Source organism: Cellvibrio sp. GW822-FHT04B05, assembly GCF_058800985.1.
Genome location: NZ_JBXAMU010000003.1, coordinates 659,075 through 676,166, shown reverse-complemented (window position 1 = coordinate 676,166; position 17,092 = coordinate 659,075). Strand labels below are relative to the sequence as shown.

Genomic DNA, 17,092 nt, shown 5'->3' with positions numbered 1-17,092 from the left:
GCAATAAAATTTCACCAGCGAATAACCACAGAAACAAAAAAGGCCAATCATAGGATTGACCTTTTTTGTTTCTGTCTGATTGTTCACTGATGATTGTTATCGTCCGGATAATCCTTGCGCAGCTCCACCGGTTTATCTATATTTTTACGCAGCTTGATATTGATCATCTCCACACCGAGAGAGAAGGCCATAGCAAAATAGATGTAGCCTTTCGGTACATGGACATCGAAGCCTTCAACTAACAGGGTAAAGCCGACGATCACCAAAAATGATAGAGCAAGAATTTTGATAGTCGGATGCGAATCAACAAAATCGCCAATCGGTTTAGCCGCAAACAACATCACGCCGACCGCGATAATAATTGCCAACGCCATGATTGGCACCTGGCTAACCAAACCTACCGCTGTGATTACCGAGTCGAGCGAGAAGACGATATCCAAAACCGCAATTTGCACCAACACAATCATCAACCCATGAGTTGCTACCTTACGCTCTGTCTCGACAGCGCCTTCAAGGCTGCCGTGAATTTCATGCGTCGCCTTGGCGAGCAGGAACAAACCACCGCCGATTAAAATGATGTCACGCCCAGAAATTTCTTCGCCGAATACCGTAAAGAATGGCTCAACCAGACCCATGATCCACGCCAACGAAAAGAGCAGTGCAAGACGGGTAATCATTGCCAAACCCAAGCCGACATTGCGGGCAAATTTGCGTTGATGCGCCGGCAAGCGGCCCACGAGGATCGATATAAAAATAATATTGTCGATCCCTAATACAATTTCCAACGCCGTCAGCGTTGCCAGCGCCACCCAGGCTTCCGGGCTTGATAACCATTCAAACATCATTCAAATCTCATTGATTAATAACACGCAATCCCATCGCCCATGGTTTCAGGCACATGGATATTGCTCCTATACCGCAAGCTGATCAGAAAGGGATGGCGATTGTACCTTGTCCGCTATGACGATAGGCAACAACTTTGGAGTGTTACCGATACGCTGGAAAACAAGATATCTGGCGGAACCTTGGGGGCAGGTCAGCGCATTTCCAAGCCCGGCCGCCATAAAAAAACCGCATGTACAATGCACATGCGGTTTTCAGAGCCAACCTGATTATTGAATGGTGACGTCAACCCCGTGTAGTCAAGCGACTCAAAAGCGCCATTAGCCCTTTTTTTTCGTTCTTCATTAAATAATGATCGCGGATGCCAGCGATATCCACATCGTAACTGCCTGGCTCAAGGTCGCGGGCAATTTCAATTTTCTCGATTTCATAACGGGTTTTTTTACCCGAGTCGAGCAACTCCTGCTTGCGTTTATCGTCTTCCGATAAATCAAGCAGCAGATATTCATCCAACGGTTGTTTGTATGCATCCAACACAACGATGACGCGCGGCTTCAAGCGGCGCTCAAAATTCTGCTCAACTACTACAGCGACTTCGCCGGTACTCAACTCCACCAATGTGCCGGTAGGATATAAACCTATGGCGCGGATAAATTCCACCACCAACTCTTCCTGGAACTGGATATTGCGCAGCTCATAGAGCTTGGCGACAGCTTTGGAGGGGGCAATCGGATGGCGGGAACCGCGCGGGTTAGTGACATAATCATAGAAGGTCACGATACCGGCGATCTTACCCAACAGCGGGATTTTGTCGCCCGATAACCCTTGGGGAAAACCGCTGCCGTTGAGGCGCTCGCAATGGGTTTTTACTACACTGATGACACGCGGCTCGACACCGGGAGTTTTACGCAAAATCTCGCAGCCCAACTCCACAAACGTTTCGTAGAGACGCTCTTCTTCTGCACTGCGCTCTGCTTTGGAAAGCAGCACCAAATCCAGCATGACCTTACCGACATCTTTTAACAGCACGCCCATAGCAAGCACATCAAGATCGCGCTTGGGCAGGCCGATATGGCGACCAAATAAAATCGCCCATACGGATGAACGCACGGCGTGGCTATAGGTGTATTCATCTTTTTCTTGTACGCGAGACAACCAGGTAAAGGCATCGGGATTACGCAGCACGCTATCCACCATTTCGCTGGCAACACGCTTGGTTTCGCCGAGGGACATGGTATCAAGCTGATTCTTTTCGAGCTGATCCATCACCTCAACTACTGCACCGTAAACCTTTTGATGAAGCTGGCGCGCCTTTTTAACTTCGCGTTGCAGCGGCTCCACCTGACGGTATAAACCACGCTGGATTTTTAACGGTGCAACGGACTCGGTATAGGAACTGACCCGCTCGCGGGTAGTTGGTTTTTTTGCGGAGGGAGCGACGGTTTTCAGGTTGGCGGCAATGGGGCCACGGCCTTTTTCGACATCGATAAAAACATAATTACACAGGGCTTTGAGCTGGTTGATTTCACCCAAGTCGCGCAGGTAAAACCCTTGCAGAGGAAAAGGGGTTTGCGACCAAGGGCGATCCAGCCCCGACACATACATGCCAATGGTTAACTCGTTGACGTCAACTTTAACCTGCTTGATTCCCACGCTTCTTCCCCATATCACCCGCAGGTGTTTGTTATCTGCCTTGTCATTGAATCTACCGGCGCTTGACCGATATGCACGAGAACCTGCAAATTCCGCGTGCCACCTGACCCAGGTTTTTAAATCTTCCTAAAAAATCTTAATAGTGCGTCGAGTGTAATCAAGAAACATGCGCCATGCCAGCGCTGGCAGATTAAAGGCTCAATAATAAACCTGTAAGGAGCGCGCTTACGGGTGATACTGCCCCGACAGCTCATGCACCGCGTCGATAAATGCTCCGGCATGGGCTGGATCAACTTCCGGGGTAATACCGTGCCCCAGATTGAAAACATGCCCGGAACCTGTGCCATAAGCGGCGAGAATACTGCCCACTTCAGTGCGGATGCGCTCAGGCGATGCATACAAAATAGTCGGGTCCATATTGCCCTGCAAGGCCACTTTATTGCCGACCCGTGCACGGGCTGCCGCGATATCGGTAGTCCAATCCAATCCCAACGCGGTAGTGCCGGTTGCCGCTATCGCCTCCAGCCATTGCCCGCCACCTTTGGTAAACAGGATTACCGGAACCTCACGGCCTTCATGTTCGCGGATCAACCCGCTCACAATTTTCTGCATGTATTTGAGTGAGAACTCCTGATAAGCCGCATGGGAAAGCGCGCCGCCCCAGGTATCAAAAATCTGCACCGCTTGCGCACCGGCAGTAATTTGCGCGTTGAGATAAACGGTAACCGAGTCCGCCAATACATCCAGTAAACGATGCATGACTTGCGGCTGGTTGTAGAGCATTTCTTTGGCGCGACGGAAATCGCGGCTGGAGCCGCCCTCAATCATATAAGTCGCCAAGGTCCAGGGACTGCCGGAAAAGCCAATCAACGGAACGCGGCCATTCAATTCGCGGCGAATAGTCTTCACTGCATTAACGACGTAAGGTAAATCCTGCCCGGGATTAATCACGGTGAGCGCATTGACATCCGCTTCGGTACGCACGGCTTTTTTGAATTTGGGGCCTTCGCCGGTTTCAAAGTAGAGGCCTAAGCCCATAGCATCAGGAATAGTGAGGATATCGGAAAAGAGAATTGCGGCATCAAGACCCGGATAGCGATCCAGCGGTTGCAAAGTCACCTCACATGCCGCCTCGGGATTGGTACACAAACCCATGAAGTCGCCCGCTTTTTCGCGGCTCGCACGGTATTCAGGCAAATAGCGGCCAGCCTGGCGCATCATCCATACCGGCGTCACATCAACTGGCTGCTTGAGTAATGCGCGCAGAAAACGGTCGTTTTTGAGTTCTGTCATTCTCTTATCCTCAGGCTCAATGCCTTGCTGGTGTTGGATAAAACAAACCCCGCAAAGGCGGGGTTGTAGGGGCGCTGCTTGCTGCGCCCGATGGATGAGATGCAGGAGCACTGTTTGCTGCGCCCAATATCACCAAAAGATCAGGGCGCAGCAAGCAGCGCCCACCACGGGATTAAACCTGCAAATAATCCAGAATACCATCCGCCGCTTCGCGACCTTCCCAGATAGCGGTTACTACCAAATCAGAACCGCGCACCATATCGCCACCGGCAAACACTTTCGGGTTGCTGGTCTGGAACTTGAATTGTTGATGCTCAGGTGCAACTACACCACCCCAGTCGTTGGTTTTAACGCCGTTGGTTTCAAACCATGGCTGCGGGCTTGGACGGAAACCGAAGGCGATCAAGACTACATCGGCAGGCAGGATCTCTTCTGAACCGGGAATAACTACCGGGCTGCGACGGCCCTTTGCATCCGGCTCGCCCAATTGGGTAGTTACTACTTTAACGCCTTCGACTTTGCCGTTACCGACCACTTCTACCGGCTGGCGATTGTAGAGAAATTGCACACCTTCTTCTTTCGCATTAGCGACTTCGCGCTTGGAACCAGGCATATTTTCTTCGTCGCGGCGATAAGCACAGCTCACGCTGCTGGCGCCCTGGCGGATTGAAGTACGGTTACAGTCCATCGCCGTATCACCGCCGCCGAGGACAACCACCTTCTTGCCTTTCACGCTGATAAAATCCGCAGGGTCTTTTTCAAAGCCGAGGTTGCGGTTCACATTGGAAATCAGGAACGGCAGCGCATCGTAAACGCCAGGTAAATCTTCGCCGGGGAAGCCGCCTTTCATATAGTTGTAGGTGCCCATTCCCATGAACACTGCATCGTAATCGCGCAGCAATTCTTCCATGGTGATGTCTTTGCCCACTTCGGTGTTCAGGCGGAATTCGATACCCATTTCAGTAAAGATTTCGCGGCGACGGCTCATCACACTCTTTTCGAGTTTGAATTCCGGGATACCAAAGGTCAGCAGACCGCCAATTTCCGGATACTTGTCGAACACCACCGGCTTAACGCCGTTGCGTACCAATACATCGGCACAACCAATACCCGCTGGGCCAGCACCGATAATGGCAACTTTTTTGTCAGTCCAAACGACTTTGGACATATCCGGCTTCCAGCCCATGGCGAAAGCGGTATCGGTGATGTACTTCTCGGCGTTGCCGATAGTCACTGCACCAAAACCGTCATTCAGTGTACAAGCGCCTTCACACAGACGGTCCTGCGGACATACGCGGCCACAGACTTCCGGCAGGGAGTTGGTTTGATGGCTCAACTCCGCCGCTTCAAAAATATTGCCTTCAGAAATCAACTTCAGCCAGTTGGGGATGAAGTTGTGCACCGGGCACTTCCATTCGCAATAGGGATTGCCGCATTCAAGGCAACGGTGCGACTGGCCCTCCACTTCTTCTTTGGCAAAAGGCTGGTAAATCTCCACAAACTTGTGTCTGCGGGTGTCAATATCTTTCTTGGCGGGGTCTTGACGGCCCACATCGAGAAACTGAAAGTCATTGTTTAAACGTGCTGACATAGATCTCTCCTCACCAGGCCTTATTCGCCGCGCTTGCGGAAACTAACCAACAAACTGCCCAAAGACGCTGCTTTAGGTTTTACCAGCCAGAACTTGCCGATGTAGTCATCGAAGTTGTCGAGCAGGTGTTGGCCCCATGCACTTTCAGTCTCTTGCACAAATTCTTCGATCACTATGCGCAAATTATGGCGGTGCGCTTCCAATGTCTCGGTATTTATGCGGTGGATATCCACCAATTCATGGTTATAACGATCCACAAAATCATTGGCTTCGTCGAGTACGTAGGCAAAACCGCCGGTCATACCCGCACCGAAGTTAACACCGGTTTGACCCAATACCGTCACTACACCGCCAGTCATGTACTCACAGCAGTGATCGCCCGCACCTTCCACGACTACATGGGCACCGGAGTTACGCACGCCACAACGCTCACCCGCGGTACCGGCTGCAAACAGCTTACCGCCAGTCGCGCCGTACAGGCAGGTATTGCCCATAATGCTGGTTTTGTTCGACTTGAAAGTCGAAGTACGCGGTGGACGAATCACCAACTTACCGCCGGCCATGCCTTTACCGACATAGTCGTTGGCATCGCCTTCAAGATACATATCCAGACCACCCGCATTCCACACGCCAAAGCTTTGGCCGGCAATACCGGTGAGTTTCAATTTCAGTGGCTTGTCAGCCATGCCGTGATTGCCGTAGCGTTTGGCGATTTCACCACTGATGCGCGCCCCAATCGATCGGTCGCAGTTGGTGATCTGGAACTCAAACTCACCGCCGGTTTTGGCTTCGATGGTAGGCAGCAATACGTTAACCATTGCTTCGGCAGTTTCACCTTTATCGAACGGTTCATTCCTGGCGACAGCACACAATTGCGGTTTGGTGGCCAGGTAATCATCGGTATAGATGATCGGGCTTAAATCCAGTTGTTGTTGCTTGGTGGTTTCACCTTCGAGGATCTTCAACAGATCAACGCGACCAACCAGTTCACCCAAAGTGCGAACGCCCAGGCGCGCCATCCACTCACGGGTCTCTTCAGCCACGAACTTGAAGAAGTTCATCGCCATTTCAACGGTGCCGATGTAATGGTCTTTACGCAATTTGTCCTGCTGGGTAGCGACACCGGTTGCGCAGTTATTCAAATGGCAAATACGCAGGTATTTACAGCCGAGCGCCACCATCGGACCGGTGCCGAAGCCGAAGCTTTCCGCACCGAGCATCGCCGCTTTGACAACGTCGAGACCGGTTTTCAAACCGCCGTCAGTTTGTACGCGGACTTTATCGCGCAGGTCGTTTGCACGCAGGGTTTGGTGTGTCTCGGACAGACCCAGCTCCCACGGCGAACCGGCGTATTTAATCGAGGTCAACGGACTCGCCGCCGTACCGCCATCGTAACCGGAAATGGTAATCAAATCGGCATAGGCTTTCGCTACCCCGGCAGCGATAGTTCCCACGCCCGGACGCGATACCAGCTTCACCGATACCAGTGCATCCGGGTTGACTTGCTTCAAGTCATAAATCAACTGCGCCAGGTCTTCGATTGAATAAATGTCGTGGTGCGGTGGTGGCGAAATCAGGGTCACACCAGGAACCGAGTGACGCAGCCGCGCGATCAACGCATTCACTTTACCGCCGGGCAGCTGACCGCCCTCACCGGGTTTTGCCCCTTGGGCGACCTTAATTTGCAGCACTTCAGCGTTCACCAGATAAGCCGGTGTTACACCAAAGCGGCCAGAGGCAACTTGCTTGATTTTGGAGGTCTTGATAGTGCCGTAACGCGCCGGATCTTCGCCGCCTTCACCGGAGTTGGAGCGACCGCCCAAACGGTTCATCGCTTCAGCCAAGGCCTCGTGCGCTTCAGGCGACAGCGCGCCGAGCGACATACCGGCCGAATCAAAGCGCTTGATCACGCTTTCGATAGGCTCAACTTCCGACAAGGGCACGGGCGTGCATGCATCATCGCGGATAGCAAGCAAATCGCGCAGCATTGCCACCGGACGCTTGTTCACTATGTCTGCATAGTTGCGCCACAAAGCGTAGTTTCCGCTTTGCACTGCTTTCTGCAAGGTTTGCACTACATCCGGGTTGTAGGCATGGTATTCAGAACCGTGTACATACTTGAGCAATCCGCCCTGCACAATTGGCTTGCGATCCAGCCAGGCAGTTTGTGCGAGGATTTTTTGGTCGGCTTCCAAATCTTCAAAACGCGCACCGGCCACACGGGATGGAGTGCTCTCGAAACACATATTAACCACTTCTTCCGACAGACCAATGGCTTCAAACAATTGGGCACTGCGATAAGAGGTAATAGTGGAAATCCCCATTTTGGAGAGGATTTTCAACAGACCTTTGTCGATACCCTTACGGTAGTTTTTGTACGCGGTATCGACATCGCTCAGCAATTCGCCGGTTTCGATCAAATCGTTGAGTACGTAGTAACTCAGGAATGGGTACACAGCCGTAGCGCCATAGGCGATTAAGGCAGCGATCTGGTGTGGATCACGCGCGCTGCCGGTTTCAACAATCAGGTTGGCATCGCAACGCAAGCCGACATTGGTCAAATGCTGGTTGACCGCACCGACGGCAAGGAGCGCAGGGATCGGCAACAACCCTTTTTCAAAGCCATAATCGCTCAACACCATCAGTACTTTGCCGGACTTAACGGCAGCAGCGACGTCATCGCACAATTTAACCAGTGCAGACTTCAGATTGGTTTGCCCGGCATCGTAGTAGAGAGAGAACTTCGCCACCTCATAGCCGGGGCGATTCAACTTCATCAAACCACGGAATTTCTCGGGCGACAGGATCGGCGAGCTGAGGATCACGCGATCTGCATGCTCCGGCAATTCGTCATACACCGGCAACTCGCGCCCAAGGCAAGTCTCCAGCGACATCACAATCGCTTCGCGCAGCGGGTCGATGGGCGGGTTGGTAACCTGCGCAAACTGCTGGCGGAAATAGTCATACAGCGAACGCTGCTGGCGCGACAGCACTGCCATCGGGGTATCGTCACCCATGGAGCCTACCGCTTCCTGCCCGCCTTCAGCGAGCGGTCTTAAAAGTTGATCGCGTTCTTCAAAGCTCACCTGGAACATTTTCATGTTGGCTTTGAGGGCGATACCGTCAATACCGTTTTCTTTGGCATCGGTGTTGAGTGTGGATTCGATCCGCAGCGCACGCTCTTTCAGCCACTTTTTATAGGGCTGGGTGGATTTCAACTGATTGTCGATATCCCGGGTCCTGTGCAAGGTGCCGGTCAGGGTATCAATCGACATGATCTGGCCCGGGCCAAGGCGCCCTTTCGCCACTACGTCGGCAGGATCATAGGCGTACACACCCACTTCCGAGGCCACAGTGATCATATCGTCCTTGGTGATAACCCAACGCGACGGACGCAGGCCGTTGCGGTCGAGGGTACATACTGCATAGCGACCATCGGTAATTACCAAGCCGGCAGGACCATCCCAGGGCTCGATATGCATGGAGTTGTATTCGTAGAACGCACGCAGGTCCGGATCCATGTTCTCTACGTTCTGCCATGCCGGCGGCACCAGCATACGGATAGCGCGGTGCAATTCCATACCGCCCAATACCAGTACTTCAAGCATGTTATCCAGGCTTGATGAGTCGGAACCGGTGCGGTTAACCAGCGGAGTCACACTGTGCAAATCCGGCAATAATGGCGTCACGAACTTGGGCGTACGCGCCACTGCCCAGTTGCGGTTGCCCACAATGGTGTTGATCTCGCCGTTGTGTGCGAGCATGCGGAACGGCTGGGCTAATGGCCAGCGCGGCGAGGTATTGGTGGAGAAACGCTGGTGGAATACGCAGATCGCGGTTTCCAGACGCTCGTCAGCCAAATCAGAAAAGAAACGCGGCAGGTCGACCGGCATCATCAATCCTTTATAGGAGAGGATCCCGGTACTCAGGCTGCACACGTAGAAAGTCTTGTCGTCTTGCAGGCGGATTTCAGCCTTACGACGCGCCATAAACAACCTGGAGTTAACTTCCTCAATAGTGAGGTCAGGGTTGTTTACAAATAAATGGTTAAACGCAGGCAGCGAGCGCATCGCGATTGGACCGAGGCATGTCGGATCAACCGGCACGTCACGCCAGCCAGCCACAATCAGGCCTTGGGCAGTCAGTTCTTCCGCCACAATAGCGCGCGCTTTATCAGCAATAGCAGGCTCGCGGCTGAGCATAATCGCGCCCACACCGTAAATAGAGGTCAGTTCAACACCACAGGCTTCTTTCGCAACAGCACGCAAAAAGCTATCCGGCTTTTGAATCAATAAGCCACAACCGTCACCGGTTTTTCCGTCTGCATTGATGCCCCCACGGTGGGTCATGCAGGTCAGGGCTTCGATCGCCGTAGTAAGCAGACGATGGCTGGTCTTGCCCTTTAAATGGGCAATCAAACCAAAACCGCAGTTATCTTTAAACTCGTCTATCTGGTAGAGGCCAGTGGTCATAGGCTGATTCTCAACAAAAATCACTATCACGGGATATGCTGCAAGTAGAGGCAAGGCTCATGCGAAAGCCGCGCCAAATCACATCCCGGACAAAAAAGCCCCTGGGGTGTAGGGGCTGGGCAAATGGGCGCAGGATATTACCCGCTTAAAGGGGTATTAGCAAGACAAGCAAGGGGGTTACAGAGGTGGAATTATGAGCCAGACAGATGCAAAAAAACAGTTGAGATTATTGAATTTATGGTGCCATCCGATATCCGATGGCACACCGGCGATCAGGACGATTTACCCCAGCGCTCGCGCGTCAAGGTTTGCTTGGCGCCGAAGGCCTGTTGGTCAGCGTCGCTTGCACTGTCTTTGCACTCGCCGCGCACCCACAAATGGTAGCGGGAGATGCTGCGATCCAATTCAAAAAAACCCTCTCGACAATATCCTGCGCGTTCAACCACATAGGCGGTATTTTCCAGCAGCCGGTCGTAAGTACCGCGCCCTACATCAACTCCGCCGCGAGCAAATTCCCGTCCAGGACTTCCACCACCGCGGGCCACCTGGATATGGTTGGGAATATGTTCTTCAGGCCAGCGCAAGCGATAGGTAAACATCTTGCTGGTATTGGGCAGGATCTCCACCTCCAGGGTCTCGGCCATCGCGGTATCAACATAACTGCGCCCCGCAGTTCCGCAACCGTTCAGGCTCAGCAGGCCCGTGCCAAGCAACACCAGAATCAGCAGTTTGTTCATGCACAAATCCCACATCCGGTTTTTCATTATTGATCAATTTTGTGGCGCTGCCGATAAGGGCTGGCGCAATAAGCTTCTGGTTAAAGAATCCATGCCGACAGCCGACAAACTAGCCATAGCTATTTATCTTTCTGCATACACTACACGCGTTTAACGCCGGAGCCTACCATGGGTTCATCCTACCTTCCTACCAACTTAGGTTACGGACTGCTGTTGACCTGCATTTTTGGCGCGAGTTCAGCTTTCGGCGCCAACTCGATAGTGCCCGACGATATCGCCTATAAACCCAAGCCTGTCGCAAGCAATACTAGCAATCCGGATGTGATTGTGGGTACGGCAGAACTGCCGACTGGATCAGCAGGAACCTTCACCTCGAATACTGCCCCGAATATCGCTGCCGATATTTCTATATCGCCCGCGACAAGCTACCTCGGCAAAGGCCAATGCCCAGATCAGGGGCGCAGTCACGACAACCTGCAAAAATCCCTGGTGATTACCCGCTTTGTACGCCAATCACCCCAGACCGCAAATGCAGGCAATTTATATGCGGCCGAATCCGGCGTACCGGAATTAATCCGCGCGCAACTCAGCGAGCGATACCAATCGATTGGACCGTCCGTGCTGCCACAAGGATTTGCATCAACCAACCTCAATGAAGCGCAACGTAAACAACAAGCGCAAAAAATTGCCCGGCAGGCGCGCACACAATTTGTCCTGAGCGGGACGATTTACGACATGGCAATGGACACACCGGAAACCACTTATGCGCCCAATCTCTACCGTCGAACCGCCAATGCGTTTCACGATATCTCCGGGGTCGAAAAGTTTGATAAGCGCACACGCACCTTAAGCATGGATGTGCAATTGCGCGATGGTTTTACCGGCGATTTATTATTTAATAAAAGTTACACGACCAGTGGCATCTGGAACCAACACAAGCCTGTCGGTTTTGATTCGGCCGCGTTTTTCAAAACCCCTTATGGCAAACAAGTCGTATTACTGACCGATAAAATCAGCGCTGAATTAGCGCAGGTTATTCACTGCCAGCCGTTTATGGCAACGATTGATAGCAGCCCGGGCCAGACGCAGATTTTATTGCATGGCGGCGCCAATAACGGTTTGCATGCGGGCGATAATTTGTATTTGTACCAGGTGATTGTGGTCGGCTCAAACACCGACTACCAAGTCGCTGATACGCGACTGGTCAAGCGCGATACGCGCCTGCATTTGAGCGAGGTCTATCCCTCGCACAGCATCGCGGTGGTTGAAGGAGGTAGCTACCTCAACGGCAGCTATTTAGCGGTGAGCGAATAAATTATTTCTCGGGCATTTCGGAGCCGTAGTGCTCCGCCAGATACGCATCGTGCGTGGGCAAACTTTTCACCATATTGAGAATAGCCGAACGCGCCAGCTTTAATGTTTCATTGATTTGGCTAAAATCGAGATTGTCGACACGCGGGCTGTATTTTTGCGGGCGAATTCCCATCCCTTCAAATACCGATTGCCAACTGGTGCTGCGGAATAATTCATCATTATCCTCGCGCAAAATACCATGGCCTTTAAACAGCTCTATACGCTCGCGCAGCGATTCAGGTAATTCCATTGTTTTACACCAGCGCCAGAAATCACTGTCGTCGCGCTCGGTTGCGCAGTAATGCAACACAATAAAATCGCGCACCTCTTCGTAATCGCTACCCATACGACGATTGTATTCACGCTGCAGACTCGGCTCGCAATCCGCATCGGGGAAAAAGCGTAAAAAGAAATCCATACCGCGCGCGATCAAATGAATGGCGGTCGACTCCAATGGCTCGATAAATCCGCCCGACAAACCTATCGCGAGACAATTATCCTTCCAAAATTCTTTGCGCCGCCCGGTATTAAAATGAATTACACGCGGATCATTAATGCGCGGCGCATCGAGATTTTTTAGCAAGGTGGTTTTGGCTTCGGCATCGCTGCAAAATTTGCTGGAGTACACATAACCGTGGCCGGTGCCGTTGCGCAGCGGAATCCGCCACGCCCAACCCGCCTTGCGCGCCGTTGCCGTGGTGTAGGGCATGCGCGAACCTGCGACCCGGGTTTTCACTACGATGGCGCGATCACAAGGTAAATATCTTGCCCAATCATCAAATTCGACCCCCATTGATTGTTCAATCAACAGCGCTTTAAAACCGGAGCAATCAATAAAAAAATCGCCGTGGATTTTGCGTCCGCCCGCCAACACCAGCGCATCGATAAAACCGTTTTCCTTGCGCAGCACATCGACACAATTACCTTCGCTGCGTACCACGCCGCGCGCTTCCGCGTAGCGGCGCAAATAGGCCGCGACTAATTTTGCATCCAGATGTACCGCATAGCCGGCGCCGCCGATAGGTGTGTTTATCGCCTGCGACGGCGGGAAAAAACGCTCCTGCGCCGCCATCACCGCACAGGGGGAAAAATCCTGCAAATTATATTGCTCACCCTCCATGGTCGCCTTGAGCCAGCATTGGTAAAAATCCTGCGAACCAATACGTTTGCCGAGAGCGCCATAGGGATGGAAGTAAGATTGGTTTTTCGTCCGCCAATCGACAAACTTAATCCCCAACTTGTAGCAGGCCTGGGTTTCGCGGATAAATTCTTCTTCATCAATTCCCAAACTGGTAATCAAACGCACCACCGGCGGGATAGTGGACTCGCCGACACCGATGGACGAAATCTCTTCCGACTCTACCAGTTCGATTTCACACAGCTCCCGCTTGAGATGCGCAGCCAGCATCGAGGCGGCGATCCACCCCGAGGTACCGCCACCTAAAATGACGATTTTTTTTAGCGGATTCATACTTGCATTCATAACGACATCTTTCCCAACATTTACCAGCGCTGTATCGGAAGCATAGTCTGCTCAACCGTATCCGGCTCAGTGGTGAAATTCCAATAGGCGCCGCTGCAGACCTGGATGGATTTACGCAGCACATCAATAGCTTTGTGGCGGGGGAAACTCGCCCGCCAGGCCAGCGCCAATTTGCGATTCGCTCCTACGAGCGGCCGCGCTACCAACCGGAGTGTTGCACACGCACTATTCTCGGCGGCAGAGCGCGGCAAAATACTCACCCCCAAGCCCGCCGCCACCATGTAACGCAGTGTTTCAAGGCTGTTGCCTTCGGTGAACTTCCGTACGACTTGACCATCACCAACCGACTCATGCCATTCAGGGTGCAGCGCCAACACTTGCTCGCGCAGGCAATGTCCCTCACCCATCAGCAATAAATCATCGCGGGCAATGTCGGTAACCTCCACCTCACTTTTACGCGCAAGCGGATGCGACTGGGGCATCACAACCACCAGTGGCTCGCTAAACAATTCCTGGGTGACAACATCGGATTCACTGAATGGCAGGGATACCAAAATCACATCCAACGCGCCGTCGCGCAGCTTTTTGCGCAAGCCCTCGGTGTAATCTTCTTGCGCATAGAGATGCATATTGGGCGCTTGCTTTTTCAGGTGCGGAATCAACTGGGGCAAAAGATAAGGCCCCATAGTAAATATCGCCCCCAGTGCGATGGGGCTGTTCAGCTGGTCTTTGCCAGCCTCGGCGAGGGATTTTATCGCCGCCGTATTTGCCAGAAGCAGCTTTGCCTGAGCAACGATTTTTTCACCCAGCAGGGTTGGCTGCACCTTGGTTTTGGTGCGCTCGAATAATTCGATACCCAACTCCTCCTCCAGCTTCCTGACCGCAATACTGAGTGTTGGCTGGCTGACATGGCAGCGCTCGGCGGTACGCCCGAAGTGATGCTCTTCCGCAAGGATGACAATGTAACGCAGCTCGGTCAGGGTCATGGAAATCTCGACATTCAGGCAATGGCGCCAGTGTGCCCTTTTGCACCACCTCAGGTAAAGCGCCCGCCCTAAAAGGCTATAGACAAAATCTATGGCACCAGAATTGTCCTGTCTAGCCCCCCTAAAGTACAACGTCTGCCGGGCTTCCCGTCATTTCACGGGCATTATTTCTCTAATAAAACATTATAAAAATTATCGGTAGGTACGCTTATGCCAATTGCTCAATTATCAATAGTATTTTTCCTGCAAATGTTCATCATTCTCGCCGCCTGCCGCCTGGTTGGCTGGATCGGAAAAAAATATCTGCATCAACCCCAGGTTGTCGGTGAGATGATCGCCGGCGTAATTCTCGGGCCATCACTGTTCGGCCTTTTGCTGCCGGAATTACAGAAGACTGTATTCCCGACAGAGATGAAAGGCGTGCTTTATGTCGGTGCGCAATTAGGCGTCGGCATGTATATGTTCCTGGTAGGCTTGGGCTTCCGGGGCGATCATTTTAAATCCAACTTTAAAAGTGCCGCTGCGGTTTCAATATCCGGCATGGTTGCACCTTTCCTTGTCGCCATCGCGATCACCCCCTGGTTACTTACCGTGCCCGGCCTGTTCTCTGAAAAAGCCACCGCGTTTAACGCGACCCTGTTTATGGGCGCCTGTATTGCAATCACCGCATTTCCGATGCTCGCACGCATCATCCACGAGCGCGGCCTGAGCCAAACCAAGTTGGGCACCCTCTCACTATCTGCCGGTGCAATTGATGACGCTGGCGCATGGTGTGTGTTGGCAATTGTGCTCGCCAGCTTTGGTGCCGGTGCCGAATTGGCAGTGAAGACTATTGTCGGCGGCATTATCTTCGCCACCTTTATGATTCTGGTAGCACCCAAGATCCTTGCCCCGCTCGCTCGCGCTGCGGAAAAGCAAGAAACCCTTAACCCAACCATCTTTGCACTGGTATTGATGGCATTCATGCTGTCTGCATTTACCGCCGACGCGATTGGCCTGCACGCAGTATTCGGTGGTTTCCTGTTGGGCGCCATCATGCCGCGCGGTAAACTGACCCAGGAAATCAAACGTCAATTGGAACCATTTGTGGTGATCGTACTGATTCCAATCTTCTTCACCTACTCAGGCCTCAACACTCAACTGACTATGGTTAATAACGTTGAACTGCTGGCAATTGCGGCGGTAATCCTGATTGGATCTATCGTCGCCAAAGGTGTTGCCTGCTGGGGCGCGGCCCGTTTGTGCGGCGCCGATAACCGTACTGCCATGGGCATTGGTGCGTTGATGAATGCGCGTGGATTGATGGAGTTGATCATCATCAACATTGGCTTACAAGCCGGCGTTATTGGCCCAGCCCTATTCTCCATAATGGTATTGATGGCAATTGTGACAACCTTGATGGCCTCACCACTGTTCGAGCTTGTGTACGGACGACATGCACGCAAAACGGGTGAACTCGCTGCTGTGGGCGCCGAAGAGCATGAGCCCCAACAAGCCGAACCAAAACCACAAGTAGTCGAACCAAAACCTCAAATCGTTTAAGGCTTGCCCTAATTATTCATAGACCGCCTCCTTTATAGAAAGCCCTTTAGCCCGAGCCTGCTCGGGCTTTTTTAATGTCGATCAAATCGAATCTCAGGCATCAACAACTCCGCCAGTAAAAGTGCCTGAACCTGGTTCGCTGTCGTTGCTTGCGCTTGGTCCATTGGGGATTGGTACCTTCCGCCGGCCTGCAGTCTGGTTCGCAACACGAGCACCACACGGTAAAAAGGGCGCATTCAGCGCCCTTTTTTATTGCCTATAAATTTGTATCGCTTATGATGACGCCGGTTTTAAACAGATAAGAACAAAACAGGGACAACAATAACAATCCATCAGCGAGGTAAATGTATGTCGAAACGAATCGCTTTAGCCCTTGTACTGACCTGCGCATTTTTCTGTACAGCCCTTAGCGCGCAAGCACAACAATTCAATGTATTGCTCTTCACCAAAACCAATGGCTGGCATCACGAATCAGTCAACGAAGGTGTTACTGCCATGCGCGAATTGGCAGTACGCCATCATTTCAGCGTTGACTGGCATGAAGACGCGAGCATTTTCAATGATGAAAAGCTGAAAAAATATCAGGTCGTTGTTTTCCTGCTGACCACCGGCGATATTCTTGATGATGAGCAGCAAGCGGCAATGGAGCGCTTTATCCGCTCTGGCAAAGGTTATATTGGCATCCACAGCGCATCCGATACTGAATATGACTGGGATTGGTACACCAAAATGGTTGGCCGCACCTTCCATATCCATCCCGACATCCAGACTGCCGAGCTGACTGTTACCAATCGCAAATTTCCCGGTATTGAGCGCATGCCGGATCGTTTTTTGTGGACCGATGAGTGGTATGAATTTGGTGCAGAGCGCACTAAAGGCCTGAATTATATTTTGGCGGTTGATGAGGAGACGTTTAATCCGGTAACTGACTGGGGCACTAAAAAAGGTGTTGGCATGGGTAAATTCCACCCCATTGCCTGGTACCACGATTACGATGGCGGCCGCGCGTTTTACACTGCGCTGGGCCATATGCCCGCCACCTATAGTGACAAACTTTTTCTTGAACATATTTATGGTGGACTTTATTGGGCCGCAACCGGCAAGGGTTTGCGCAAAAAATAATTCCTGACTTTCATCCT

At 52.2% G+C, this 17,092-nt stretch carries 12 protein-coding genes; 4 read left to right on the top strand and 8 right to left on the bottom strand.

Annotated features, from left to right (window positions below; genetic code table 11):
• Nucleotides 1–83: 83 nt before the first annotated feature.
• From AC1RJL_RS12775 to AC1RJL_RS12750, 6 genes are all read right to left on the bottom strand, one after another.
• On the bottom strand, nt 84–845 hold the full coding sequence (locus AC1RJL_RS12775) for a TerC family protein (RefSeq protein WP_492914556.1): 762 nt from the start codon (nt 843–845) through the stop codon (nt 84–86).
• A 283-nt stretch (nt 846–1,128) separates the two neighbouring features.
• Nucleotides 1,129–2,496, bottom strand: coding sequence for a cyclic di-GMP phosphodiesterase (locus AC1RJL_RS12770; RefSeq protein ID WP_492914554.1), 1,368 nt, complete (start codon nt 2,494–2,496; stop codon nt 1,129–1,131).
• A gap of 225 nt (nt 2,497–2,721) precedes the next feature.
• Nucleotides 2,722–3,789, bottom strand: a complete 1,068-nt coding sequence (hemE, locus tag AC1RJL_RS12765; protein WP_492914552.1) for a uroporphyrinogen decarboxylase — start codon at nt 3,787–3,789, stop codon at nt 2,722–2,724.
• A 172-nt stretch (nt 3,790–3,961) separates the two neighbouring features.
• Nucleotides 3,962–5,380, bottom strand: coding sequence for an FAD-dependent oxidoreductase (locus tag AC1RJL_RS12760; protein WP_492914549.1), 1,419 nt, complete (start codon nt 5,378–5,380; stop codon nt 3,962–3,964).
• A 20-nt stretch (nt 5,381–5,400) separates the two neighbouring features.
• Nucleotides 5,401–9,852 carry a glutamate synthase large subunit gene (gene gltB, locus AC1RJL_RS12755; RefSeq protein ID WP_492914547.1) on the bottom strand — a complete coding sequence of 1,484 codons (4,452 nt, stop codon included), beginning with the start codon at nt 9,850–9,852 and terminating at the stop codon, nt 5,401–5,403.
• Nucleotides 9,853–10,124: 272 nt separating this feature from the next.
• A complete protein-coding gene (locus AC1RJL_RS12750) occupies nt 10,125–10,589 on the bottom strand; it encodes a hypothetical protein (RefSeq protein ID WP_492914545.1) in 465 nt (154 codons plus the stop codon).
• A 168-nt stretch (nt 10,590–10,757) separates the two neighbouring features.
• On the opposite strand from AC1RJL_RS12750, the gene AC1RJL_RS12745 reads away from it, so the two are divergent.
• Nucleotides 10,758–11,903, top strand: a complete 1,146-nt coding sequence (locus AC1RJL_RS12745; RefSeq protein ID WP_492914543.1) for a flagella assembly protein FlgT middle domain-containing protein — start codon at nt 10,758–10,760, stop codon at nt 11,901–11,903.
• A 1-nt stretch (nt 11,904) separates the two neighbouring features.
• On the opposite strand, the gene AC1RJL_RS12740 is transcribed toward AC1RJL_RS12745, so the two are convergent.
• Both AC1RJL_RS12740 and AC1RJL_RS12735 read right to left on the bottom strand, forming a co-directional pair.
• A complete protein-coding gene (locus AC1RJL_RS12740; protein ID WP_492914541.1) occupies nt 11,905–13,425 on the bottom strand; it encodes a tryptophan halogenase family protein in 1,521 nt (506 codons plus the stop codon).
• Nucleotides 13,426–13,445: 20 nt separating this feature from the next.
• Nucleotides 13,446–14,411 carry a hydrogen peroxide-inducible genes activator gene (locus tag AC1RJL_RS12735; protein WP_492914539.1) on the bottom strand — a complete coding sequence of 322 codons (966 nt, stop codon included), beginning with the start codon at nt 14,409–14,411 and terminating at the stop codon, nt 13,446–13,448.
• Nucleotides 14,412–14,621: 210 nt separating this feature from the next.
• Between AC1RJL_RS12735 and AC1RJL_RS12730 the strand changes: the two genes are divergently transcribed.
• The 3 genes from AC1RJL_RS12730 (at nt 14,622) to AC1RJL_RS12720 (ending at nt 17,075) form a co-directional block, all read left to right on the top strand.
• The gene (locus AC1RJL_RS12730; RefSeq protein WP_492914537.1) at nt 14,622–15,953 is read left to right on the top strand and encodes a cation:proton antiporter; all 1,332 of its coding nucleotides are present in this window, start codon (nt 14,622–14,624) and stop codon (nt 15,951–15,953) included.
• Nucleotides 15,954–16,074: 121 nt separating this feature from the next.
• Complete coding sequence (locus AC1RJL_RS12725; protein WP_492914535.1) at nt 16,075–16,215, top strand: hypothetical protein; 141 nt, start codon at nt 16,075–16,077, stop codon at nt 16,213–16,215.
• 86 nt (nt 16,216–16,301) lie between these two features.
• Nucleotides 16,302–17,075, top strand: a complete 774-nt coding sequence (locus tag AC1RJL_RS12720) for a ThuA domain-containing protein (protein ID WP_492914533.1) — start codon at nt 16,302–16,304, stop codon at nt 17,073–17,075.
• Nucleotides 17,076–17,092: the final 17 nt, after the last annotated feature.